General features: G+C 69.6%; 18 protein-coding genes and 1 pseudogene. 14 read left to right on the top strand and 5 right to left on the bottom strand.

Annotation, left to right across the window (positions count from 1 at the left end):
* Positions 1-40: 40 nt before the first annotated feature.
* Positions 41-913, bottom strand: a pseudogene (locus EV657_RS22040) (sulfotransferase family protein); the annotation flags it as partial.
* 63 nt (positions 914-976) lie between these two features.
* Here EV657_RS22040 and EV657_RS02100 point away from each other — a divergent pair.
* The gene (locus tag EV657_RS02100; protein ID WP_134076993.1) at positions 977-2,551 is read left to right on the top strand and encodes a DUF5928 domain-containing protein; all 1,575 of its coding nucleotides are present in this window, start codon (positions 977-979) and stop codon (positions 2,549-2,551) included.
* A 32-nt stretch (positions 2,552-2,583) separates the two neighbouring features.
* Positions 2,584-2,949, top strand: coding sequence for an HIT domain-containing protein (locus EV657_RS02095; RefSeq protein ID WP_113670213.1), 366 nt, complete (start codon positions 2,584-2,586; stop codon positions 2,947-2,949).
* Positions 2,950-2,953: 4 nt separating this feature from the next.
* Here the strand turns inward: EV657_RS02095 and EV657_RS02090 are convergent, their stop codons facing one another.
* Both EV657_RS02090 and EV657_RS02085 read right to left on the bottom strand, forming a co-directional pair.
* Positions 2,954-3,502 (bottom strand): pseudouridine synthase, encoded by a 549-nt coding sequence (locus tag EV657_RS02090; RefSeq protein WP_134076992.1) that lies wholly within the window; start codon positions 3,500-3,502, stop codon positions 2,954-2,956.
* Entirely contained in the window at positions 3,499-4,443 is a 945-nt protein-coding gene (locus EV657_RS02085) for an ABC transporter ATP-binding protein (protein WP_075784796.1), read from the bottom strand. The genes EV657_RS02090 and EV657_RS02085 overlap by 4 nt, the downstream gene beginning before the upstream one ends.
* A 99-nt stretch (positions 4,444-4,542) precedes the next feature.
* Between EV657_RS02085 and EV657_RS02080 the strand changes: the two genes are divergently transcribed.
* The 3 genes from EV657_RS02080 (at position 4,543) to polA (ending at position 8,437) form a co-directional block, all read left to right on the top strand.
* Positions 4,543-4,755, top strand: a complete 213-nt coding sequence (locus tag EV657_RS02080; RefSeq protein ID WP_075784797.1) for a zinc-finger domain-containing protein — start codon at positions 4,543-4,545, stop codon at positions 4,753-4,755.
* 19 nt (positions 4,756-4,774) lie between these two features.
* A complete protein-coding gene (locus EV657_RS02075) occupies positions 4,775-5,518 on the top strand; it encodes a DsbA family protein (protein ID WP_134076991.1) in 744 nt (247 codons plus the stop codon).
* 111 nt (positions 5,519-5,629) lie between these two features.
* Positions 5,630-8,437 carry a DNA polymerase I gene (polA, locus tag EV657_RS02070; protein WP_134076990.1) on the top strand — a complete coding sequence of 936 codons (2,808 nt, stop codon included), beginning with the start codon at positions 5,630-5,632 and terminating at the stop codon, positions 8,435-8,437.
* 132 nt (positions 8,438-8,569) lie between these two features.
* On the opposite strand, the gene EV657_RS02065 is transcribed toward polA, so the two are convergent.
* Entirely contained in the window at positions 8,570-9,145 is a 576-nt protein-coding gene (locus tag EV657_RS02065; protein ID WP_243837461.1) for a DUF1285 domain-containing protein, read from the bottom strand.
* Between the two features lie 83 nt (positions 9,146-9,228).
* Here EV657_RS02065 and EV657_RS02060 point away from each other — a divergent pair, with 83 nt between their 5' ends.
* The 9 genes from EV657_RS02060 (at position 9,229) to EV657_RS02020 (ending at position 21,560) form a co-directional block, all read left to right on the top strand.
* Positions 9,229-10,236, top strand: a complete 1,008-nt coding sequence (locus tag EV657_RS02060) for an AAA family ATPase (protein WP_113670218.1) — start codon at positions 9,229-9,231, stop codon at positions 10,234-10,236.
* On the top strand, positions 10,233-11,105 hold the full coding sequence (locus EV657_RS02055; protein ID WP_113670219.1) for a DUF58 domain-containing protein: 873 nt from the start codon (positions 10,233-10,235) through the stop codon (positions 11,103-11,105). Before EV657_RS02060 ends, EV657_RS02055 begins: the two co-directional genes overlap by 4 nt.
* Complete coding sequence (locus EV657_RS02050; protein WP_134076988.1) at positions 11,105-13,891, top strand: DUF4159 domain-containing protein; 2,787 nt, start codon at positions 11,105-11,107, stop codon at positions 13,889-13,891. The genes EV657_RS02055 and EV657_RS02050 overlap by 1 nt, the downstream gene beginning before the upstream one ends.
* The gene (locus tag EV657_RS02045; RefSeq protein WP_134076987.1) at positions 13,888-15,939 is read left to right on the top strand and encodes a glutamine amidotransferase; all 2,052 of its coding nucleotides are present in this window, start codon (positions 13,888-13,890) and stop codon (positions 15,937-15,939) included. Before EV657_RS02050 ends, EV657_RS02045 begins: the two co-directional genes overlap by 4 nt.
* An 82-nt stretch (positions 15,940-16,021) precedes the next feature.
* Positions 16,022-17,455: an FAD-linked oxidase C-terminal domain-containing protein gene (locus EV657_RS02040; protein WP_134076986.1), complete on the top strand. Its 1,434-nt coding sequence runs from the start codon at positions 16,022-16,024 to the stop codon at positions 17,453-17,455.
* Positions 17,456-17,526: 71 nt separating this feature from the next.
* Positions 17,527-18,624 carry an FAD-binding protein gene (locus EV657_RS02035; RefSeq protein WP_134076985.1) on the top strand — a complete coding sequence of 366 codons (1,098 nt, stop codon included), beginning with the start codon at positions 17,527-17,529 and terminating at the stop codon, positions 18,622-18,624.
* Between the two features lie 4 nt (positions 18,625-18,628).
* The gene (gene glcF, locus EV657_RS02030; protein ID WP_134076984.1) at positions 18,629-19,918 is read left to right on the top strand and encodes a glycolate oxidase subunit GlcF; all 1,290 of its coding nucleotides are present in this window, start codon (positions 18,629-18,631) and stop codon (positions 19,916-19,918) included.
* A 139-nt stretch (positions 19,919-20,057) separates the two neighbouring features.
* Entirely contained in the window at positions 20,058-20,891 is an 834-nt protein-coding gene (locus EV657_RS02025) for a trypsin-like serine peptidase (protein WP_243837460.1), read from the top strand.
* 186 nt (positions 20,892-21,077) lie between these two features.
* Complete coding sequence (locus tag EV657_RS02020; protein ID WP_075787492.1) at positions 21,078-21,560, top strand: Hsp20 family protein; 483 nt, start codon at positions 21,078-21,080, stop codon at positions 21,558-21,560.
* A gap of 180 nt (positions 21,561-21,740) precedes the next feature.
* On the opposite strand, the gene EV657_RS02015 is transcribed toward EV657_RS02020, so the two are convergent.
* Positions 21,741-23,675 (bottom strand): elongation factor G, encoded by a 1,935-nt coding sequence (locus tag EV657_RS02015; protein ID WP_134076982.1) that lies wholly within the window; start codon positions 23,673-23,675, stop codon positions 21,741-21,743.
* Positions 23,676-23,819: the final 144 nt, after the last annotated feature.

The following is a 23,819-nucleotide window of genomic DNA, read 5'->3' as shown; positions in this document are numbered from 1 at the left end:
GGCCAAGAAGAAGGCCGCGACGGGATGAGCCCGGGGCTCGGTCGCCGAGATGGGCGTGGACCGCGTCGAGGTCGATCTCGCCCAGCGGACGCTGATTGGCGGGGTGTTCCGCGTCGTAGCGAAAGAGCCGGAAGTCGCGATGTCAGATCTCGTAGACGAGATGGCGCGACAGGTCGTCGAAATAGGCCCCGACCGGGTGGGCGCGGCGCGGCCCGTAGCCTTCGGATTCGTTGAAGCGGGGGATTTGGGCGAGGTCGACCGGGTGACGGATCGGCGCGGCGTCGAGCACCGCCTGCATCCCAGTATCGGCGCATTCGGTGGCGAAGATCCGGTCGTGGCGGCCGCCATTGGCGATGAAGGTCGCCACATGGCCCGACATGTCGGACCAGTGGATGTCGGGCTCCATCGGGCGGCGCCAGCGGATCGGGTCGCGGGCAGACAGCAGAAAACGGCGCAAGCTGGCGATCTGGTCGAATTCCTGCTGGCCGTCGGGGCCGCCGAGCTCGATGCCGTAGGGTTCGATCAGCGCCGACACCAGCTTGCCGCGGTAACGGGTGCCGCTGCGCTGGATACCGCAGATCTTGTTGAAGAGGGAGGACAGCACCCGGGCATAGGGCGTGCGCATGCAGGTGAAGGCCAGCGTGTCCCGCGCGCGGGCGCGGCGGTCGATCGCGGGCTGGCTGTCCTCGGACGCCCATTTGTGCAGACCCTCGGCGGCCTCGTGGATATCGCCGTCATAGAACCGGCCGCGATCCGAGAAATACATGATCTGGCCGATGGTCGAGCAGGCGCATTTCGGCACCACGCGGCAAGCATGCTTTCGCTCAAGGTCAATCCAGGTGCCGGGAAAGCCCGTCTTCCGCCTGGTCGATGCGGGCGGAACCGAACCGCCTGCGGTGACTTCTGTCCTCAGAGCCCGTAATAATCGGCAAATGCGGCCCTGGCGACACTGCGGCCGCCCGTTCGGGGGATCTGCATGGCGACCGTCGCCTATTTGCTGCTCTGTCACAGGGACCCGGACACGATCGTCGCTCAGGCCGGGCGGCTGACGGCGGCGGGCGATCTGGTCGCCATCCATCTGGACCGCCGCGCGCCGGATGCCGATTTCGCCGAGATTCGTGCCGCGCTGGCGGGAAATCCTTCGGCCGTCTTCGCCCGGCGGGTGCGCTGTGGCTGGGGCGACTGGTCGCCGGTGCAGGCGACGCTGAACGCGGCCCGCGCCGCGCTGGCGGCGTTTCCGCAGGCCACGCATCTTTACCTGCTGTCAGGCGACTGCCTCCCGATCAAGCCTGCAGTGCGGCTGCGCGCGGATCTGGACGACAGCGGGTCGGATCACATCGAAAGCGTCGATTTCTTCGAGTCGGGCTGGATCCGGACCGGGCTGAAGGACGAACGGCTGATCTACCGGCATTTCTTCAACGAGCGCCGCCAGAGGCGGCTGTTCCATGCCTCGATGGCGGTGCAGAAGGCGCTGGGCTTACAGCGGGCGCCGCCGCCCGATCTGCAGGTGATGATCGGCAGCCAGTGGTGGTGTCTGCGCCGGTCTACGGTCGAGGCGATTCTGGCCTTCCTGGTGCGGCGGCCCGATGTGGTCCGGTTCTTCCGCACCAGCTGGATCCCGGACGAGACCTTTTTCCAGACGCTCGTGCGTCATCTGGTGCCGACCGGCCAGATCCGGTCGCGCGCGCCGACCTTCCTCATGTTCACCGATTACGGGATGCCGGTGACCTTCTACAACGACCACTACGACCTGCTGGTGGCGCAGGAGGGCTATTTCGCCCGCAAGATCTCGGTCGAGGCCGTGCCGTTGCGGGCGCGGCTGGCGGCGGTCTACGCCTCGGCCGATCCGGGACCCGCGGCCTCGGGCGGCGGCCCCGAGGTCTACCGGTTCCTGACCGGGCGCGGCCGGATCGGACAGCGCTTTGGCGGCCGCGCCTGGGAACGCAGCGCGGGACTGGGGCAGGGGCGCCAGCTGATGCTGGTGACCTGCAAGAAATGGCATGTCGCACGCCGTCTGGTCGAACGGGTGCGTCAGGCCACGGGGCTGGCTTCCGCCGATTTCGCCTTCGATGACGAGGCGGTCGACCTGCCCGATCTGGGCGGGATAGAACGCAGTCGGGCCAAGCGCAGCCGCCACCCCCGCGCCTTTCTGCGGCTGGTCTATGAAAGCCTTGGCACCGACCGGCTGATCCTCTGCCTCGACCCGGCCGATCTGGAGATCATGGCGGATTTTCAGGCCGACGGGGCGACCGTGCGGGTGCTGGAAATCGTCTGCCCGTTCAGCCATGCCGACCTTCTGGGCCATGCCCGGCGGCTGGGGCTTCTGTCGGACGCAAGTCCGCCGGGGGTGGCCGCGCGGGTCTTGCCGGCGCTGGCCCAGGACCTGGAGCGCGAGACCGCGCGGCTCAGGGCGGCCGGGTTTCCGGCGCTGTACCGTCTGAGCCCGGGCCAGAAGCTGAGCGAGGCGGCGCTGGTGCTGGCGCAATTCCTTGCAATCCCTTATGACACGGCCCGCGGGATCGCCGATACGGCGACCCTGTTCGACGATTGAGCCCTTTCGACAGCGCGTGAGTGAGGACCGACATGACCTATGCCTATGACGACCAGAACGTCTTTGCCCGGATCCTGCGGGGCGAGATCCCGAACGACACCGTGCTGGAAACCGGGATGAGCCTTGCGTTCAACGACATCGCGCCGCAGGCGCCGGTGCATGTGCTGGTGATCCCGAAGGGGCCCTATGTCTGCTACGATCATTTCGCGGCCGAGGCGAGCGATGCCGAGATCGTCGATTTCACCCGCACCATCGCCCGGGTCTGCGAGATGAAGGGGCTTGAGGACGGTTTCCGGGTGATCTCGAACGCGGGCGAGCATGGGGTGCAGGAAGTGCCGCACCTGCATGTGCACATCCTCGGCGGGCGCGTTCTGGGGCGGATGCTGGCGAAGGGCTGAGGCCTCAGGCCGCGCGCCAGGTTCCGGTCTCAATCCCGTCGAGGGTCCAGTCGCCCACTCGGTAGCGGATCAGCCGCAGCGTCGGGTGGCCCACGGCGGCCGTCATGCGGCGGACCTGACGGTTCCGGCCTTCGGAAATGGTCAGCTCGATCCAGCAATCGGGCACCGACTTGCGGACCCTGACCGGCGGGTCGCGCGGCCAGAGCCCGGCCGGTTCGTCGATCCGCCGGACCCGCGCCGGACGGGTCGGCCCGTCCTTCAAGGTGACGCCGCGCCCCAGCGCGTCGAGCGCCCCGTCCGGGGGAATGCCCTCGACCTGGGCCCAATAGGTTTTTTCGGTCTTTGCCTTCGGGTTCGCGATCCGGGCCTGCAGGCGCCCGTCATCGGTCAGCACCAGAAGCCCCTCGCTGTCGCGGTCGAGACGTCCGGCCGGATAGACCCCGGGCTGGTCGATGAAGGCGGCCAGCGTCCGGCGGTCGGGCCGGGGCGGGCCGTCATCGGTGAATTGCGACAGCACCCCCCAGGGCTTGTTGAAAAGGATCACCCGGCTCACGCGGCGCCCTTGTGCGAGGTCAACGCGACGAAGACGTCCTCGAGGTTGGGTTCTTCGGTCGCGATGTCGCGGATCGAGATGCCCGCGTTCCGGACCGCCTCGATCACCGCGCCGGTGCCGATTTCGCTCCGGCGATAGGTAAAGCGAAGCGCGCCGTCGGGCCGAAGGCAGGTTTCGACCGGGGCGGGCATCTCGGGCGGGGCCGCGACCTCGTCCTCGGGCTGGATCACCAGCGTCTTGGCATCCATCCTCCCGATCAGGGCCGAAGTCGAATCGCGCGCGATCAGTTCGCCATGGTTGATGATGGCGATCTCGCCGCACATCTCCTGCGCCTCTTCCAGGTAATGCGTGGTCAGGATGATGGTGGTGCCCTGTTCCTCGTTCAGCCGCCGGATATTGGCCCAGAGCATCTGGCGCAGCTCGATATCGACGCCCGCCGTGGGCTCGTCCAGCACCAGCACCTGCGGCCGGTGGACCAGCGCCTTGCCCAGCAACAGCCGCCGCCGCATGCCGCCCGACAGGTTCCGGGCATAGGCGTCGGCCTTGTCCTCGAGCCCGATCGCCTTCAGCACCCGGTCGGTGACGCGCTGGGATTTCGGCACTCCGTAAAGCCCCGCCTGCACCTCGAGCGCTGCGCGCGGCGTGAAGAAAGGGTCGATGTTCAACTCCTGCGGCATCACCCCGATCGAGGCGCGGGACTGGCGCGGGTTCACGTCCTGATCGAAGCCCCAGATGCTGACCTTGCCGCTGGTTTTCAGCACCAGACCGGCCAAGATGTTGATCAGCGTCGACTTGCCCGCGCCGTTCGGCCCCAGCAGTCCGAAGATCGACCCGGCAGGGATGTCGAGGTCGATGCCCTTCAATGCCTGTTTCGGCGGCTGGCTGCCGCTGGCGGCATAGGTCTTGGTCAATCCCTCGATCTCGATCGCGTTCCCAGTCATTTCCCTGCCTCTGACGCTTGCCCGTGCCGCTTCATTCGCTATCATGGCCCCGGACATAAGGCGATCCGGTCGCCTCGGCAACGCGCGGAGCTTAATCGCATGCCCCCAGAAGCCCCCGGACAGGACACCGACAGCATCCCTCCCGAAACGACATACACCAGCGAATGGCGGGTCTGTTGCGATGGCAGCGGGCCGGGTCTGGGTCATCCGCGGGTCTGGCTGTCGATCCCGCCCGAGACGGGCTTTGTCGAATGCGGCTATTGCGACCGCAAGTTCGTGCATCAGAGCTTTGCCGACAAGGTCAGGACCTGACCGGCCGCGCGCTGGTCCGATGACCGTCACCCGCCGCGGGCTGGCCTGGCTGATCGGGGCCGTGGGCTTGACCGCTGGCCTTTCGGCCGGGCCGGGGCTCTGGCGGCTGGCCTTCCCTCCCGAGATCGAGACCGAACCGGTGCCGGGCCTGCCCGGCTTTCGCCGCGTGCCGAGGCCCGGCCCTGCGCTGTCGCCTCTGATCGGCTTGACCGCCGAGCCCCCGCCGCCGCTGCCCGAAGACCCCTGCGCCGCGCTTTTCGGTCCCGCGCCTGAGGTCCCGGAAGCGGTGCCGGTCGCCTGTTTCATCGACATCCGCTGCCCCTGGTGCCGCCAGCTGACGCCCCTGCTGATCGCGCGCGCGGCGCGCCGACCGGCCGCGATCCGCATCGCCTGGCAGCCGCTGCCCTTGTTGGGCGAAAGCTCGGTCCTGGCCGCGCGGGCGGCGCTGGCGGCCGAGGCACAGGGCGCGGCGCTCGACTGGCAGGAGCGCACCATGGGCGGGGCGCTGGTGCCGACCCCCAGGGGCATGCGCGAGATTGCCGCCGGGATGGGGCTCGATATTGCCGCCTTCGAGCGGGACATGGCCCATCCGCGCACCGAGGCGCGGCTGGCCGAGGCCCGGGCGCTGGCCGCGGCTTTCGGCTTTGTCGGCACTCCCGGCCTTGTGGTCGGTCGCGTGGCGATCCTTGGCGGGGTCGACGGGCCGATGCTGGACCGGCTGATCGCCGAAGGACGCGCGGCGCCCGGCTCCGCCTGTGGCTGAGCGCGTCCGGCACTGGCGAAGCCGTGCGCTTCATGGCAAGACCGCAGGCAGGTCCGGCAGGCGGGCCGGTGACACGGGCCAGTGACACGGGCCAGCGACGGGGAGAACGACATGACCGAGGGTTTCGGCACCGGCTGCCATCTGCATCTGATCGACGGCTCGGCCTTTATCTTCCGCGCTTTCCACGCGCTGCCGCCGCTGACGCGGAAATCCGACGGGCTGCCCATCGGGGCCGTCGCGGGGTTCTGCAACATGATCCACAAATACGTGCAGGACAATCGCGGCCCTGATGCGCCGACCCATGTGGCGGTGATCTTCGACAAGGGCAGCCACACCTTCCGCACCGATCTTTACCCCGACTACAAGGCCAATCGCGACGAGATGCCCGCCGATCTGCGCCCGCAGATCCCGCTGACCCGCGAGGCCACGCGCGCTTTCAACATCGCCTGCATCGAAAAGGAGAATTACGAGGCCGACGACATCATCGCCACCTATGCGCGGCTGGCGGTCGAGAAGGGCGGCCGGGTGACCATCGTCAGTTCCGACAAGGACCTGATGCAGCTGGTCGGCAACGGGGTCGAGATGCTGGACGCCATGAAGAACAAGCGGATCGGCGTCGAGGAGGTCGAAGAGAAATTCGGCGTCGGCCCCGACCGGGTGGTCGATGTGCAGGCGCTGGCAGGCGATTCGGTCGACAACGTGCCGGGCGCGCCGGGGATCGGGATCAAGACCGCGGCCCAGCTGATCCAGGAGTATGGCGATCTCGAAACGCTGCTGGACCGGGCCGAGGAGATCAAGCAGCCCAAGCGCCGCCAGACCCTGATCGAGCACCGCGCCCAGATCGAACTGTCGAAGAAGCTGGTGACGCTCGATGCGAATACGCCGCTTGACGAGACTCTGGACGATCTCGAGGTCAAAGAGCCCGATGCCGGGACCCTGCTGGGGTTTCTGGCACAGATGGAGTTCCGCACCCTGCTGAAGCGGGTCGCCGATGCGCTGGGCGCCGAGCCGCCCGTTCTGTCCGAGCCAAGCTCCGCCGCGGCGCCCGACGTGCCCGCGGCGCCGGCCGCGCTGCCTTTTGACCCCGAGGGGTATGAGTGCGTGCGCGACGCGGCCGCGCTTGAGGTCTGGATCGCGCGCGCGCAGGCCCGGGGCTGGGTCGCGGTCGATACCGAGACCACCGGGCTGGACGAGATGCGGGTGGATCTGGTGGGGATCTCGCTGGCGGTCGAGCCGGGGCAGGCCTGCTACATCCCGCTTGGCCATCGCGAGGGAGAGGGCGATCTTTTCGGCTCGGCGGCGCTGGCGCCGGGGCAGATGCCGATGGACGAGGCTCTGGCTCTGCTCAAGCCGCTGCTGGAGGACCCGGCGGTGATGAAGATCGGGCAGAACATGAAATACGATGCCAAGATCCTTGCCCGTCACGGCATCGCGGTCGCGCCGATCGACGACACGATGCTGATGTCCTACGCGATGCATGCGGGGCTGCACGGCCATTCGATGGATGCGCTGTCCGAACGCTATCTCGGGCACGAGCCGATCCCGATCAAGTCGCTGCTGGGCTCGGGCAAGTCGCAGATCACCTTCGACAAGGTGCCGGTCGCCGAGGCCGTGAAATACGCCGCCGAGGATGCCGATGTGACGCTGAGGCTTGCGCAGCTCTTTAAGCCGCAGCTGCACCGGGCGAAGGTCGCGACCGTCTACGAGACGCTCGAACGCCCGCTGGTGCCGGTGCTGGCCGAGATGGAGATGACCGGGATCAAGGTCGACCGCGACACGCTTTCACGGATGTCGAACGCCTTTGCCCAGAAGATGGCCGCGCTTGAGGCCGAGATCCACGAGCTGGCGGGGGAAAGCTTCAATGTGGGCTCGCCGAAACAGCTGGGCGAGATCCTCTTTGACAAGATGAGCCTCCCGGGTGGCAAGAAGGGCAAGACCGGCGCCTATGGCACCGGCGCCGATGTGCTGGAGGATCTGGCGGCCGAGGGCCATGACCTGCCCGCGCGTGTACTGGACTGGCGCCAGCTGTCGAAGCTGAAATCGACCTATACGGACGCGCTTCAGGACCACATCAACCCCGAGACGGGCCGCGTGCATACCTCTTACGTGATCACCGGGGCGGTGACCGGGCGGCTCGCCTCGACCGATCCGAACCTGCAGAACATTCCCGTGCGTTCCGAAGAGGGGCGCCGCATCCGCGAGGCGTTCGTGGCCGATGAGGGCAAGGTGCTGCTGAGCCTCGACTATTCGCAGATCGAGCTGCGCATCCTGGCCCATGTCGCCGGGATCGATGCGCTCAAGGCGGCGTTCCGCGAGGGCCAGGACATCCATGCGATGACGGCGTCCGAGATGTTCGACGTGCCGATGGCCGAGATGACGCCCGAGATCCGCCGCCGCGCCAAGGCGATCAATTTCGGGGTGATCTACGGGATTTCGGGCTTTGGCCTCGCGCGGAACCTGCGCATTCCGCGCGGCGAGGCGCAGGGCTTCATCGACCGCTATTTCGAGCGGTTTCCGGGCATCCGCGACTACATGGACGCGACGGTCGCCTTCGCGAAGGAGCACGGCTATGTGCAGACCCTGTTCGGGCGGCGGATCCATACGCCCGAGATCGGCGCCAAGGGGCCGCAGGCGGGCTTTGCGAAGCGTGCGGCGATCAACGCTCCGATCCAGGGGACGGCGGCCGACATCATCCGCCGCGCCATGATCCGGATGCCTGCGGCGATCGCGGGGCTACCTGCGAAGATGCTGCTGCAGGTCCATGACGAATTGATCTTCGAGGTCGAGGCGGGGGCGGCAGAAGATGTCGCCGAGTGCGCGCGCGCGGTCATGGAACGCGCCGGGCTTCCTGCCGTGGCGCTGGACGTGCCGCTGGTCGTCGATGCCGGGCAGGGGCCGAACTGGGCCGCGGCGCATTAGGCGCAATTCTTCTGCGAAGAATTGGGGCCTCGCCCATAGGTTCTGCGGGGGCGGGGAGCTTTGGCGAAGACCCATTCCCGGTTTCTTCTTGGCTCAAATACCCATGTCGCGCGCGTGCAGCATGGCTTGCGCTCAGGTCAGTTCCTCGGCGGGAATTGCCGGAAAGAAAAGGCCCTTGGAGCGGAACCCGAACCAGTCCCGGCCCTCGTGCCGGACGGTGTCTCCGATCTCGGCCATCCGGTAGAAGCTCTTGCGGTCGATCAGCGCCTGAAGACCCGCGCGGACATGGAGATAGGGCGCGGGCTCGCCGGTTCCAGGATCGCGCGTCACCCGGATCTCGTGGCCCGGGCCAGCCGCAACGCGGTCGCCGACATTGGTCGTGAAGGTCAGGACAGGTTCGCCACCCTCATCCGAACGGTCCACATCGACCGCGACGAAAGGGGCGTCGTCGACGGTGATGCCGACCTTCTCGACCGGGGTGACGAGGAAATGGCGGTCGCCCTCGCGTTTCAGGATGGTCGAGAACAGCCGCACCAGCGGGGCCCGGCCGATCGGCGTGCCGAGGTAGAACCAGGTCCCGTCCCGGGCGATCCGCATGTCGATGTCGCCGCAGAAGGGCGGGTTCCACAGGTGCACCGGCGGCAGACCCTTGCCCGAGGCCGCGCGGGCCGCTTCGGCGAGGCATTCGGTAACAGGTTTCACGATCATTTGTCCCTGTCGGTTTTTTGCCATTTGAGGTGAACAGGATATCTGCCGATAATGGCTCATGTAAGCCGGACAGGAGAGAAGTCATGCCCGACGAGACCGAACTGGTGGCCGCGATCGAGGCGCTGGGCGAGAAGCTGGCCGAGGCGAAGGCCTCGATCACCAAGCGGTTCATCGGTCAGGAACGGGTGGTCGACCTGACCCTGTCCGCGTTGCTTTGCGGCGGGCACGGGCTGTTGATCGGCCTGCCCGGGCTGGGCAAGACCCGGCTGGTGGCCACGCTGTCGACGGTGATGGGGCTGAACGGGGGGCGCATCCAGTTCACGCCCGATCTGATGCCCGCGGACATTCTGGGCTCGGAGGTTCTGGAGACGGCGCCTGACGGCTCGCGCGCCTTCCGGTTCATCGAGGGGCCGATTTTCTGCCAGATGCTGATGGCCGACGAGATCAACCGGGCCAGCCCCCGGACGCAATCGGCGCTTTTGCAGGCGATGCAGGAGAAATCCGTCACCATCGCGGGCGAGTCGCATGCGCTGACCCCGCCCTTCCATGTGCTGGCCACCCAGAACCCCATCGAGCAGGAGGGCACCTATCCGCTGCCCGAAGCCCAGCTCGACCGGTTTCTGGTGCGCATCGACGTGCCTTATCCCGACCGCCGCACCGAGCATGACATCCTGATGGCGACCACCGGGGTCGCCGAGGAAGAGGCCCATCCGGTCTTCACCGCCGCCGAGTTGATCGCCGCCCAGAAGGTCGTGCGGCAGATGCCGGTGGGCGAGGGCGTGGTCGAGCTGATCCTCGATCTGGTCCGGGCCTGCCGTCCGAACGAACCCGAGGCGCCGCAGGCCGTGCGCGAGAACGTGGCCTGGGGGCCGGGGCCGCGCGCGGCCCAGGCGCTGATGCTGACGGTGCGCGCGCAGGCGCTGCTGGACGGACGTCTGGCGCCTTCGGCCGACGATGTGCTGAAGATGGCCGGGCCGGTCCTGATCCACCGCATGGCGCTGAGCTTCGCCGCCCGCGCCCGGGGCGAGGACCTGCCCCGGATCATCGAAAAGGTCGCGCGCGACACCGTGCGGGTCGAGGCCGCCGCGTGATCTCTGCCGCCGCCCTCCGCGCCCGTGCCGAGGGGCTGGCCGAGGCCCTGCCGCCGCTTCTGGCCGAGGCCGAGCATCTGGCCCAGGCGGTCTTGCTGGGCGAGCATGGCAGACGCCGGGCAGGCCAGGGCGACGAGTTCTGGCAATACCGCCCGGCCCATGCGGGCGACGAGGCGCGGATGATCGACTGGCGCCGGTCGGCCCGGTCGGATGCGCATTTCGTGCGCGAGAAGGAATGGCAGGCGGCGCAAAGCGTGCTGCTTTGGGTCGACGACGCGGCCTCGATGGGCTTTTCGGGCGGGAACCACCCGCCGAAGGCGATGCGCGCGCGGGTGCTGGCGCTGGCGCTGGCGGTTCTGCTGATTCGGGGCGGCGAACGGGTGGGGCTTCTGGGGTCCGACCTGCCGCCCCGGCGCGGTCAGCATCAGATCCTCAGGCTGACCGAGGTGCTGGGCCGCGACCTGTCGCAAAGCGATTACGGCGTGCCCGCGACCCGGGGCATGCCGCCCCATTCCCGCGCGGTCTTCCTGTCCGATTTTCTCGGCGATCTGGCTCCGGTCGAGACCGCGCTGACCGAGGCCGCCGACCGCGGCGTCAAGGGCGCGCTGCTGCAGGTGCTGGACCCCGCCGAAGAGGCCTTTCCCTTCGACGGGCGGACCATCTTCGAAAGCATGGGCGGCACCTTGCGCCATGAAACGCTGAAAGCGGGTGATCTGCGCGGCCGCTATCTGGCGCGGCTGGCCGAGCGCAAGGCGCGGCTGGCCGATCTGGCGCGGGTCACCGGCTGGCATTATTCGGCCCATCACACCGGCGAGGGCGCGCAGGGCGCGCTTTTGTGGTTGTTCCGCGCGCTGGAGCGCGGGCGCTGATGTGGACCGTCGGGGCCTTCGGTTTCACCGCGCCGCTGCTGCTTTGGGGGCTGGTGCTGCTGCCCGCGCTGTGGCTGTTGCTGCGGGCGGTGCCGCCCGCGCCGATCCGGCGGCGGTTTCCGGGGGTGGCGCTGCTGCTGGGGCTGGCCGATGACGAGACCCAGACCGACCGCACGCCCTGGTGGCTTCTGCTGCTTCGGATGCTGGCGGTGGCCGCGCTGATCCTGGGCTTTGCCGGGCCGGTGCTGAACCCGCAGGACCGGACGCCGGGGCGCGGGCCGCTTCTGGTGATGATCGACGGCAGCTGGGCCGATGCCCGGGACTGGCCGCGCCGCATCGACCGGATTGAGGCAATGCTGGACGAGGCCGCCCGCGACGGCCGGCCGGTCGCGGTGGTGCAGGCGACCGACCTGCCCGGCGACGGGCTGCCCTTCCAGGCGGCCGAGGTCTGGTCGGCCCGGCTCGCGGGCTTCCGCCCGGCGGCCTGGCTGCCCGATGCGGATGCGCTGGCTGACTGGACCCGGACGCTTGAGGGACGGTTCGATACGTTCTGGCTGTCGGGGGGGCTCGACTGGCCGGGGCGTACGGCTCTTTTGTCGGCGCTTGAACGGCACGGGCAGGTCAGCGTCTTCGAAAGCCCCCGGCCGCTTGTGGCGATGCGTCCGGCCGCGTTTCGGGACGGGGCCATCGGGCTGACCGCGCTGCGTGCCCGGCCCGGCCCCGCGACCGAAGCCACGCTGGCCGCCACCGGCCGCGATCCCGCCGGGGTCGAGCGGGTGCTGGCCCGGGTGCCGGTGGCCTTCGCCCCCGGCGAGACCGAGGCAGCGACCGATCTGGTGTTGCCGCCCGAGCTGCGCAACCGGATCAGCCGCTTTGCCATCGAGGGCGTCCGCTCGGCCGGGGCGGTCAGCCTGACCGATGACAGCCTCAAGCGGCGCGAGGTGGCGCTGATCGCGGGCAACGAGAACCGCGAGGGGCTGCAACTGCTGTCGCCGCTGCACTATCTGCACAAGGCGCTGGACCCCACCGCCGATCTGATCGAGGGCACCCTGTCGGATGTGGTGCTGGCCAATCCCGATGTGATCGTGCTGGCCGATGTGGCGACCCTCTCACCGGCCGAATCCGAGACTCTTCAAGGCTGGGTCGAGAAGGGCGGGCTTTTGCTGCGCTTTGCCGGGCCGCGGCTTGCCGCCTCGGATGTCAGCCGTGCCGAGGAAGATCCGCTGATGCCGGTGCGGCTGCGCGCGGGCGGGCGCACGGTCGGCGGGGCGATGAGCTGGGGCGAGCCCAAGACGCTGCGGCCCTTCGGCGAGGGCTCGCCCTTCTTCGGGCTCGCGGTGCCCGACGATGTGCGGGTCAATGCCCAGGTGATGGCCCAGCCCGACCCGTCGCTGGCCGACCGGTCCATAGCGGCGCTCAGCGACGGCACGCCCCTGGTGACGCGCAAGAAGATGGGGCAGGGGCAGGTGGTGCTGTTCCATGTCACCGCCAATGCCGAATGGTCGAGCCTGCCGCTGTCGGGTCTGTTCGTGCAGATGCTGGAACGGCTGGCGGTCTCGACCCGGCCTGCACGGCCCGATGCGGCCGAACTGGCGGGGACGACCTGGGTGCCGCAAGCGGTGATCGACGCCTTCGGCGAGCTGGCCGAGGCCGGCAAGTTGCCCGGGGTGCCGGGCGAAATGCTGGCCAGGGCGGTGCCGGGGCCGGATCTGCCGCCCGGGCTTTATGCGGGCGAGGACCGGCGGCTGGCGCTGAACGTGATCGGGACGGACACGGTGCTGAGCCCCGCCGCCTGGCCCGCCCGGATCGCGGTCGAGGGGCTGACTGTCGCGCGCGAGACGGTGCTGAAGGGCTGGGTTCTGGCCGCGGCGCTGGCGATCTTCGCGGCCGACATCCTGGCCTCGCTCTGGCTGTCGGGGCGGCTTCGGGGCGGGCGCGGCGCGGGCCGCGCGGCGGTTCTGGCGCTGGGGCTTGTGATGCTGGTGCCGCAGGGGGCTTGGGCGCAGGAGCCCGGTACGCCCGCCGACGACGCGCTGGCACTGCGCGCCACCAGCGAGGTTGTCCTGGCCCATGTCCTGACCGGTGATGCCCGGGTCGACCAGATCGCCGATGCGGGGCTTCGGGGCCTGTCGGAAAAGCTGACCCAGCGCACCTCGATCGAGCCCGCCGAGCCCATCGCCGTCAATCTCGAGACCGATGAGCTGTCGTTCTTTCCCTTCCTCTACTGGCCGGTGACCGCCGGGCAGCCGATGCCCTCGCCCGCGGCCTATGCCCGGCTCAACCGCTATCTGCGGACCGGGGGCATGATTCTCTTCGACACGCGCGATGCCGATGTCGCGGCCTATGGCGGCGGCTCGCCCGAGGGGCGGCGGCTGCAGCAACTGGCGCGCCCGCTCGACATTCCGCCGCTGGAACCGATCCCTTCCGATCATGTGCTGACCCGCACCTTCTACCTGTTGCAGGACTTTCCCGGCCGCAATGCCGGGCGCGACGTGTGGGTCGAGGCAGCACCCCCCCCCGATGCCGAACAGGCCGAGGGCATGCCCTTCCGCGATCTCAATGACGGGGTGACGCCGGTGGTGATCGGCGGCAATGACTGGGCCTCGGCCTGGGCCATCGACGGGCAGGGCGCAGCGATGTTCCCGGTCGGGCGCGGCTATGCGGGCGAACGCCAGCGCGAGATCGCCTTCCGCTTCGGGGTCAACCTCATCATGCATGTGCTGACCGGCAACTACAAATCCGACCAGGTCCATGTGCCCGCGCTGCTCGACAGGCTCGGCCAATGACCGGCGAGGTGATCTTCGACCCGCTGGTGCCGCTGCTCTTGCTTTGGGCGGCGGCGGCGCTGGCCGCTCTGATGGTGGGCTTCGCGCTCTGGCGCGGGCTTGCGGGCTGGTGGCTGCGCGGGCTTGCCGCCGTGGCGATCCTGGCCGCGCTGGCCAACCCGTCATTGCAGACCGAAGAGCGGACACCGCTGTCCGACATCGTGGTTCTGGTGGTTGACGAAAGCGCCTCGCAGCGGCTGGCGGACCGGCCCGACCAGACCGCCCGTGCGGTCGAGAGGGTCCGCGCCGAGGTGGCTGCGCTCGACAATACCGAGCTGCGGGTCGTGCGTTTCGGGGACGGCGCGGGCGACGAGGGCACGATGCTGATGACGGCCCTGTCCGAGGCGCTGGCCGAGGTGCCGCGGTCGCGGCTTGCGGGCGCGATCCTGCTGACCGACGGGCAGCTGCACGATCTGGACCGCGCGCCGTCGCTGCCCGCGCCGCTTCATGCGCTCCTGACCGGGCAGGAGGACGACTGGGACCGGCGGCTCTTGGTCGAGAACGCGCCCGCCTTCGCGATCCTCGGCGAGGAGGTCACGCTGACCCTGAAGATCGAGGATCAGGGCGCGGTGCCCGAGACCATGGGCGGCACGACCTCAGTCTCCGTCTCGGTCGATGGCGGCGAGCCGCAAAGCTATCGCGTGCCGATCGGCGAGGATCTCGACGTGCCGGTGGTGCTGGACCATGCCGGGCGCAACGTGATCCAGTTCTCGGTGGCCGAGCAGCCGGGCGAGCTGACCGACCGCAACAACGCGGCCGTGGTACAGATCAACGGCGTGCGCGACCGGCTGCGGGTGCTGCTGGTGTCGGGCGAGCCGCATCCCGGCGAACGGACCTGGCGGAACCTGCTGAAATCGGACAGTTCCGTCGATCTGGTGCATTTCACCATCCTGCGCCCGCCGGACAAGCATGACGGCGTGCCGGTGTCGGAACTTTCGCTGATCGCCTTTCCGACGCGCGAGCTGTTCCTCGACAAGATCGACGAGTTCGACCTGATCATCTTCGACCGCTACAAGCGGCGCGGCATTCTTCCGGCGGTCTATTTCGACAATGTGCGCAACTATGTCGAGAAGGGCGGCGCGCTGCTGATCGCGGCCGGACCCGATTTCGCCGGGGCCGAGTCAATCTACCGCTCGCCCCTGGCCGACATCCTGCCTGCCGAGCCCAGCGCCCGGGTGATCGAGCAGGGCTATCGTCCCGAGATCACCGATCTCGGCCAGCGCCATCCGGTGACCGAGGGGCTGAAGGCCGAGGCGGGCGGTGCCTGGGGCCGCTGGTTCCGGCTGGTCGACCTGGTGCCGAAGCGGGGCGAGGTGGTGATGAGCGGGATCGACGACCGCCCGCTGCTGGTGCTTGACCGCGTCGGCGAGGGTCGGGTCGCGCTGCTGGGGTCGGACCATGCCTGGCTCTGGACCCGCGGCTTCGAGGGCGGCGGGCCGCAGCTTGAACTGCTGCGGCGGCTCGCGCACTGGATGATGAAGGAGCCCGAGCTGGAGGAAGAGGCGCTGAGCGCCACGGCCGAGGGGCAGGTGATGACCGTCACCCGCCGGTCGCTGTCCGAGGAGCCGCGGAGCGTCGAGATCGCGCGCCCCGATGGCGGCACCGACCGGCTTGAACTGACCGAGACCGCGCCCGGCCGTTTCACCGCGACCTATGAAGGTCCCGAGATGGGGCTTTACCGCCTGACCGACGGCACGCTCGACACGGTGATTGCGCTGGGACCGGCGGCGCCGCGCGAGTTCGAGGAGACCATTGCCAGCGGTGCCCGGCTGGATGCGCCGGTTGCGGCCACGCGCGGCGGGATCCTGCCGCTTCATGCGGGCATGCCCGATCTGCGCACGGTGCGCGAGGGCCGCCGCGCCCATGGCCGGGGCTGGTTGGGCATCACTCCGCGCGGGGCCTATCTGACCAGCGATGTCACCGTCATGCCGCTGGCGCCCGCCTGGGCGTTCCTGCTTCTGGCTGCCCTGCTGAGCGTCGGGGCCTGGCTGCGCGAAGGGCGGCGCTGACCCGGGGCGGGCGGGGAAAGGTCCTTGCCAAGCTGCAAAACTGGTCATATTTTTTGACCGGTTCGAGGGAGGAGAGCCGGACATGCAGATGCCCGCACCGGATGCCCGGGTGATGGCGAAGAAGGATCATGTGCTGCGCCGCCTGATGGCGGTGCTGCCCGAAGACGCCGTTATCCACGACCCCACCGCGACCCGCGCCTATGAATGCGATGCGCTGACCGCCTATCGCTGCCCGCCGCTGGCCGCTGTGCTGCCCGCCTCGACCGCCGAGGTCGCGGCCGTTCTGAAGATCTGCCACGAAGAGCGCGTGCCGGTGGTGCCGCGCGGGTCCGGCACGTCGCTGGCGGGCGGGGCGCTGCCCACCGCCGATAGCGTGATCCTGGGCGTGGCGCGGCTGAACGAGGTGCTGGAGGTCGACTACCCCAACCGCTTCATCCGGGTGCAGGCGGGGCGCACGAACCTGTCGGTCACCGGCGCGGTCGAGGGCGATGGCTGGTTCTATGCGCCCGATCCGTCCTCGCAGCTGGCCTGTGCCATCGCGGGCAATATCGGGATGAACTCGGGCGGTGCGCATTGCCTGAAATACGGGGTCACGACCAACAACCTGCTGGGCGTGACCCTGGTCCTGATGGACGGCACCGTGGTCGAGATCGGCGGCGCGCATCTGGATGCGGTTGGCTATGACTGGCTGGGGGTGATCTGCGGGTCCGAAGGCCAGCTTGGCGTGGTGACCGAGGCGACCTTGCGCATCCTGCCCAAGCCCGAAGGGGCGCGGCCGGTGCTGATGGGCTTTGACTGCTCGGAACGGGCTGGCGCCTGTGTCGCCGACATCATCCGCGCGGGCGTGCTGCCGGTCGCGATCGAGTTCATGGACCGGCCCTGTATCGCGGCGACCGAGGCTTTCGCGGGCGCGGGCTATCCAGATTGCGAGGCGCTTCTGATCGTCGAGGTCGAGGGCAGCCCGGCCGAGATCGACGACCAGCTGGCACTGATCAAGCGGATCGCGATGGCGCATGATCCGGTCGAGCTGCGCGAAAGCGGGTCGGCCGAGGAAAGCGCGCGGATCTGGCTGGGACGGAAATCGGCCTTCGGGGCGATGGGGCAGCTGGGCGATTACATGTGTCTTGACGGCACGATCCCGGTTTCGGCGCTGCCCGACGTGCTGCGGCGGATCGGCGAGCTGTCGGCCGAAGCCGGGCTCAGGGTGGCCAACGTCTTTCATGCGGGCGACGGCAACATGCATCCGCTGATCCTGTTCGATGCCAATGCGCCTGGCGATCTGGAGCGCTGCGAGGCGCTGGGGGCCGAGATCCTGAAGCTGTGTGTCGACGCGGGCGGCTGTCTGACCGGCGAGCATGGCGTCGGCGTCGAGAAGCGCGATCTGATGGGGGTGCAGTACCGGCCCGAGGATCTGGACGCGCAGATGCGGGTGAAGGACGTGTTCGATCCGGGCTGGCTGCTGAACCCGGCAAAGGTGTTCCCGCTGGAGGTCAGCGCGGGGCGGCGCGCGGGGTAGGGGGGCTGTCTGCCCCCCTCTTGTCCTGACGGACAATTCACCCCCCGAGGGTAGTTGGACCAAGAAGAATGATGAGACCTGAAACAGAGGCCGAACTGGCCGGGATCGTGGCCGGGGCGGAACGGCCCTTGCAGATCGAGGGCGGGGGCACGCGCGGCATGACCGTTCCGGGAGATGGCGACCGGCTGAGCGTCGCGGGGCTTTCGGGCGTGGTGCTGTACGAGCCCGGCGCCTTGACGCTGGTCGTCAGGGCGGGGACGCCGCTGGCCGAGGTCGGGGCGGTGCTGGCGGCCGAGGGGCAGCGGCTGGCCTTCGAGCCGATGGACCACCGCCGGCTTCTGGGCCGCGACGGCGTTCCGACGATTGGAGGGGTGGCGGCGGCGAATGTCTCGGGGCCGCGCCGGGTGCAGGCGGGGGCCTGCCGGGACGCGATGCTGGGGGTGCGTTTCGTCGACGGGCGCGGCCGGGTGATCCGCAATGGCGGGCGGGTGATGAAGAACGTGACCGGCTACGATCTGGTCAAGCTGATGGCGGGCAGCCGGGGCACGCTGGGCGTGCTGACCGAACTGGCCGTGAAGGTGCTGCCGGTGCCCGAGGCGGCGGCGGTTCTGGTGATGGAGGGTCTGACGTCCGAGGCGGCGGTCGCGGCGATGTCGGCCGCGCTGGGCTCGCCCTTCGAGGTGTCGGCGGCGGCGCATCTGCCCGAGGCGGGCGAGACCTGGTTGCGGCTGGAGGGATTCGCGGCGTCGGTTGCCTATCGCGCCGGGCGGCTTGGGGCGCTTCTGGACCGGTTCGGCCCGGCGCGGGTCGTCGAGGCGCCGGATGAGGTCGCGGCGATGATGCGGCGGCTTCGAGACGTGGAGGATTTCGCCGACCGGCCGGGCGATGTCTGGCGGATCTCGGTCCGGCCCTCGGACGGGCCGCGCGCGGCGGCGGCGGTTGCGGCCGAGGCGGCGATTTTCGATTGGGGCGGGGGGCTTGTCTGGGTGCTGGTGCCGGAAGGCCATGACATCCGCCCGGCCCTGTCGGGCATTGCCGGACATGCGGTTCGGGTCCGGGGGGCGGGCCCTCTGGCAAGCCCGGAACCGGCGCCGCTGGCGGCGCTGGCCGCGCGGCTTCGGGCCGAGTTCGACCCCAGGGGTCTTTTCAATCCCGGGGCGATGGGCTGAGCCGATGCAGACGAATTTCACCGAAGAGCAATTGCAGGACCCCGGGATCGCGCGCGCCAACGAGATCCTTCGGGCCTGCGTACATTGCGGGTTCTGCACCGCCACCTGCCCGACCTATCAGGTGCTTGGCGACGAGCTCGACAGCCCGCGTGGGCGGATCTACCTGATCAAGGACATGCTGGAGAGCGGGCGGCCCGCGGATGCGCGCACCGTGCGCCATGTCGACCGCTGTCTGTCCTGCCTGGCCTGCATGACCACCTGTCCCTCGGGCGTGCATTACATGCATCTCGTCGATCATGCCCGCGCCCATATCGAGGCGACCTACCGGCGCCCCTGGCGCGACCGGGCGTTGCGCTGGCTGGTGGCGAAGACGCTGCCCTATCCCGGGCGGTTCCGGGCGGCGCTGCGGCTGGCGCGGCTGGGGCGGCCGTTTGCGCGGCTGATGCCCGATCCGCGGCTCAGGGCCATGCTGGCCATGGCGCCTGCCCGCTTGCCCGAGCCGGGCGAAAGCGACCGGCCGCAGGTCTTTGCCGCCAAGGGTGCGCGACGGATGCGGGTGGCGCTGTTGACCGGCTGCGCGCAGAAGGCGCTCGACCCCGATATCAACGATGCCACCATCCGGGTGCTGACCCGGCACGGGGTCGAGGTGGTGGTGGCGAAGGGCATGGGCTGTTGCGGGGCGCTGACCCATCACATGGGCCGGGCCGCCGAGGCCCATGCCCAGGCCGCGCGGGCAATCCGGGCCTGGTCGGCCGAGATCGCGGGCGAGGGGCTTGATGCCATCGTCGTCAATACCAGCGGTTGCGGCACCACGGTGAAGGATTACGGTCACATGTTCCGGGGCGATCCGCTGGCCGAGGCGGCGGCGGAAGTGGCGGCGCGGGCCGTCGATATCACGGAGCTGCTGGAACGGCTGGATCTGCCGCCGGGCCGGGGCGGGCTGCGGGTGGCCTATCACGCGGCCTGTTCGCTGCAGCACGGGCAGAAGGTGAAGGAAGCGCCCAAGGCGGTGCTGCGCCGCGCCGGGTTCGAGGTGGTCGAGCCGGTCGATGCGCATCTGTGCTGCGGCTCGGCCGGGACCTATAATCTGCTGCAGCCCGAGATTGCCGGGCAGCTGAAGGCCCGGAAGGTGCGGACGCTGGAGGCCAGGGCGCCGGACGTCATCGCCGCGGGCAATATCGGCTGTATCGCGCAGATCGGGTCGGGCACCGGGGTGCCGGTCCTGCATACGGTCGAGCTGGTCGACTGGGCGACCGGCGGGCCGAAGCCGCGGGCGTTGTCACGCCGGGACTGACAGCGCGGCCCCGCCGCGCCCTGGATGCCGCAGTATTGCCGCGAGCCGGTGCTAGGGCAGAGCGATGTGCCTGCGCCGTTTCCTTTGCCCCCGTCTTGCGGACCGGCCCCGACCGAGGGTCAGAGCCCGTGCGCCATCGGTGTGGGCGGGGCTTCTGGCCCTGGGGGCGCTGGTGCCGGTCCCGCCTGCATGGGCCGCAGCCGCCGACCGGCCGCTGCACGCGCTGGTCACCGGCGACGAGTCGCGAGGCTGGGAAGGGGTCGGGCGGCTGGAACTGGGCGGCGGGGGGTTCTGTACCGGCGCGCTGATCGCCACCGATCTGGTGCTGACCGCCGCGCATTGCCTGTTCGACAAGACGACCGGCGGGCGGTTGCCGCTGGAGCGGATGGAGTTTCGCGCGGGCTGGCGCAACGGCCGGGCCGAGGCCTATCGCGGCATCCGGCGCGGCGCGGTGCATCCCGATTATGTCCCTGGCGCCGAGGCCTCGGTCGGCCGGGTGCGGCACGATCTGGCGCTTTTGCAGCTTGACCGGGCGATCCGGCTGCCGGGGCTCGTGCCCTTCGGGGTGGCGCCGCAGCCCGGGCAGGGCGATGCGGTGGGCGTGGTGTCCTATGCGCTCGACCGGTCCGAGGTGCCCTCGCTGCAGGAGGTCTGCCACGTCCTGGCCGGGATCGACGGGGTGGTGATGCTGTCCTGCGACGTCGATTTCGGCGCCTCGGGCGCGCCGGTCTTCCGGGTCGAGAACGGGGTGCCCCGGATCGTGTCGGTGGTTTCGGCCAAGGCCGAGATGGATGCGCGGAAAGTGGCGCTGGGCAGCACGGTCGAGGAGGGGCTCGAGATCCTGCGCGCGCGGCTGGCGGGGGGCGGGACAGAGAGCGCGGCGCCCCCTGTGTCTGAGGCCCCGCTTTCGCCGATGCGCCGCTTCGGCGCGGGAACGGCGCGTAGCGCGGGGGCCAGGTTCCTGCGGCCCTGAACCCGGAGAGACGGCGGCCGGGCCGGCCCCAAAAATCTGCTGGAAGAGCGGTGCGTGGGGTCTTGAAACCGATTTTGTCCATTCCCAGCTTGTCCTTTGCGGGCGCCTTCGGGGTCCGCGAGACCGGCCCGTCCCGCATCGGGAGGGCCAACACATAGACGACATCGCTCAATGGAGGATGATACAATGCGTCACTACGATTTTGCCCCGCTTTACCGTGCCACCGTCGGCTTCGACCGGGTGGCCGACCTGATGGACCGGGTGATGGCCAGCGACATGGCCCAGCCGACCTACCCGCCCTATAACATCGAGAAGACCTCGGATCAGGGCTACCGGATCTCGGTCGCCGTGGCGGGCTTTGCTGCGGATGAGCTGTCGGTCGAGGTCAAGGACGGTGCGCTGGTGATCGCGGCCCGCAAGGCGCCCGAGGACACCGAACGCAGCTTCCTGCATCGCGGCATCGCGACCCGCGCCTTCGAACGCCGCTTTGCGCTGGCCGATCATGTGCGCGTCACCGGCGCCACCCATGCCGATGGCATGCTGCATGTGGATCTGGTGCGCGAAGTGCCGGAATCGCTGAAGCCTCGCCGGATCGAGATTTCGAGCGGCGGCGCGCAGCGCATCGAGGCGCGCGCGGAAGCCGAGCAGCCCGAGGGCGCGGCGGTCTGATCGACCCCGCCAGCTTGACAGCCCATGCGGCGCGCGGGTCCCCCCGCGCGCCTTTCGCATCGAGCGGTCATTGCGGGGACGCCGGAAGAAGAGGTTTTTCGCCTTGCTGCGCAAGGCGACCGGGGGCCCGGGAGGCTGGCGCCTCCCGGGCCCCCGGGGCCGGTTGGTGACGGGATCGCGTCAGGCCAGCTCGGCGGCGCGGGCTTCGCGGATGCGGTCGGCATCCTTGCCGTGCAGTTCCTCGTAATGGTCGAAATGGCTTTCGAACCAGGCGGTGCCGTGGCTGAGCCCGCCCAGCGCCTGGAACAGTTCCTCCTTGGCGGCGGCCGGGATCAGCGCCTGGAACACGTCCCAGCCGCGCGCCCGCCGATGCGCCTCGAAGCCCAGCACCTGGCCCTTGAGGCTGCTGATCAGTGCCACGAGCGAGCCCGAATGGATCGTCGGCACATGGATCTCGACCCGTTCGATCGGTTGCAGCACCACAGAGCCCGCCTGCTCGAGCGCCTCGCGCACCCCCGCCTTGGCCGCGGTGCGGAACGCATGGTCCGAGCTGTCGACCGCATGGGTCTTGCCGTCGAGCAGCGTCACCGCGACATCGACCACCGGAAAGCCGAGCGGCCCCCGTTCCATCGCCTCGCGCGCCCCGGCCTCGACCGCGGGAATGTAGTTGCGGGGCACGGTGCCGCCCTTGATCGTCTCGTCGAAGGCAAAGCCCGCGCCCCGGCCCTGCGGCCGGACGGTCAGCACCACATCGGCGAACTGCCCGGCGCCGCCCGACTGCTTGCGGTGGCGGTAGTGGGTCTCGATGGGCCGGGTGATGGTTTCGCGGTAGATCCCCGAGACCGGCTGGTCGGCCGCCTCGATGCCGAAATCCTCGGCCAGCTTGGCCAGCACCCGGCGCAGATGGATCGGGCCTTGCAGATGAACCACCGCATGGCCGGTCTCGCCGTCCTGGGTGGTCTCCATCCCCGGATCCGCGGCCGCCATCCGCCCGAGTGCCGCGGAAAGCCGGGCATCGTCGCGTTCGTTCGCGGGCAACAGCAGGCGCGGATAGGTCGGCGGCCGGCCCCGGGTCCAGCGCGGCAGCGGCTGGCTGCCCTCGGCGGTATAGGCCATGCCCGGATCGAGATGGTCGGACTTGACCGCCACCGCCAGCGTGCCGGGGTCGAGCGGTTCGGCCACCGGCTTGCCGTCGATGCCGGTCAGGTTGCCGATGGACCCGCCGGCCAGAGGCTCGCCATGCCGGATCGAGCTGCCGAGCGCCCGGATCAGGATCGACTTGCCGACATGCTTGCGGGTGTCGGAGGCGACGCCCACGGCCAGCGGCGCCTCGATCCCGAGCCGGAGCCCGATGGTCTCGCGCCCCGGCGCCTCGTGGCGCAGCGCCTTCATCAGCCGGGTCAGCCCGTTGCCATGGCTGGCGGCGCCCAGATAGGCGGCGATGATCGCGCTGTCGCGATGGGCCTCGGCGAGGATGGTGTAGACCTCGCCCGAGGCGGGTTCGCGGTCGTCGATCAGCTGTTCCATCAGGCTGTCGTCGAAATCGGCCAGATGTTCCAGCAGTTCGGCCCGGGCCTCCTGTTCGCGGTCCTGGATGTCCGAGGGGATCTCGATCAGCTTCGAGGGCTGACCCTCGCGGTACTGGAAGGCGCGTTCCGAGACCAGATCGACCGAGCCCACCACATGGCCCTCGGCGTCACGCATCGGCACCTGGCGCAGGACGATGTGGTGGTTGGCATAGGCCTGCAGCGCGCCGACGATGTCGCGGATGCGGGCCTCGTCCTGGTCCATCTTGTTGATGAAGACAAAGCAGGGCACGTCCGACTGTTCGACCAGCCGCAGATAGGGCGCGGCCAGCACCGCCGCCTCGGGGTCGGGCGGCACGCACAGGATGGCGGCGTCCGAGGCGGCCAGCGCCTCGCCCGCATGGCCCAGGAAGTCGGGCCCGCCCGCGATGTCGAACCCGGCCCAGGATTCGCCCAGATAGGAGAACTGGCTGACGGTCAGGGCGTCGGTGAAGGCGGCCGTGACCGGTCGGCCCTCAAGCTCGCCCAGGGCCTTCAGCAGCGTCGACTTGCCCGACTGCGAGGGGCCCAGGATGGTGAAGCAGCGCATGTGATGAAATCCTCCCATCGGTGGCTTCGGACGGGTCGCGCCGCCGCGTCACGGAAGTCCTGCGCCCGGGTCCGGCACGGGCGCGAAGGGCCTGTCCCGGAGGTCGGGTGCGGCCGCCAATGGCGTCGGGCCGCTGCCCCGTAT

The sequence above is a fragment of the Rhodovulum visakhapatnamense genome (assembly GCF_004365965.1).
In the GTDB taxonomy this organism is placed as follows: domain Bacteria; phylum Pseudomonadota; class Alphaproteobacteria; order Rhodobacterales; family Rhodobacteraceae; genus Rhodovulum; species Rhodovulum visakhapatnamense.
The sequence above is the reverse complement of the archived record's forward strand: the minus strand, read 5'-3'. Positions and strand labels throughout refer to the sequence as shown.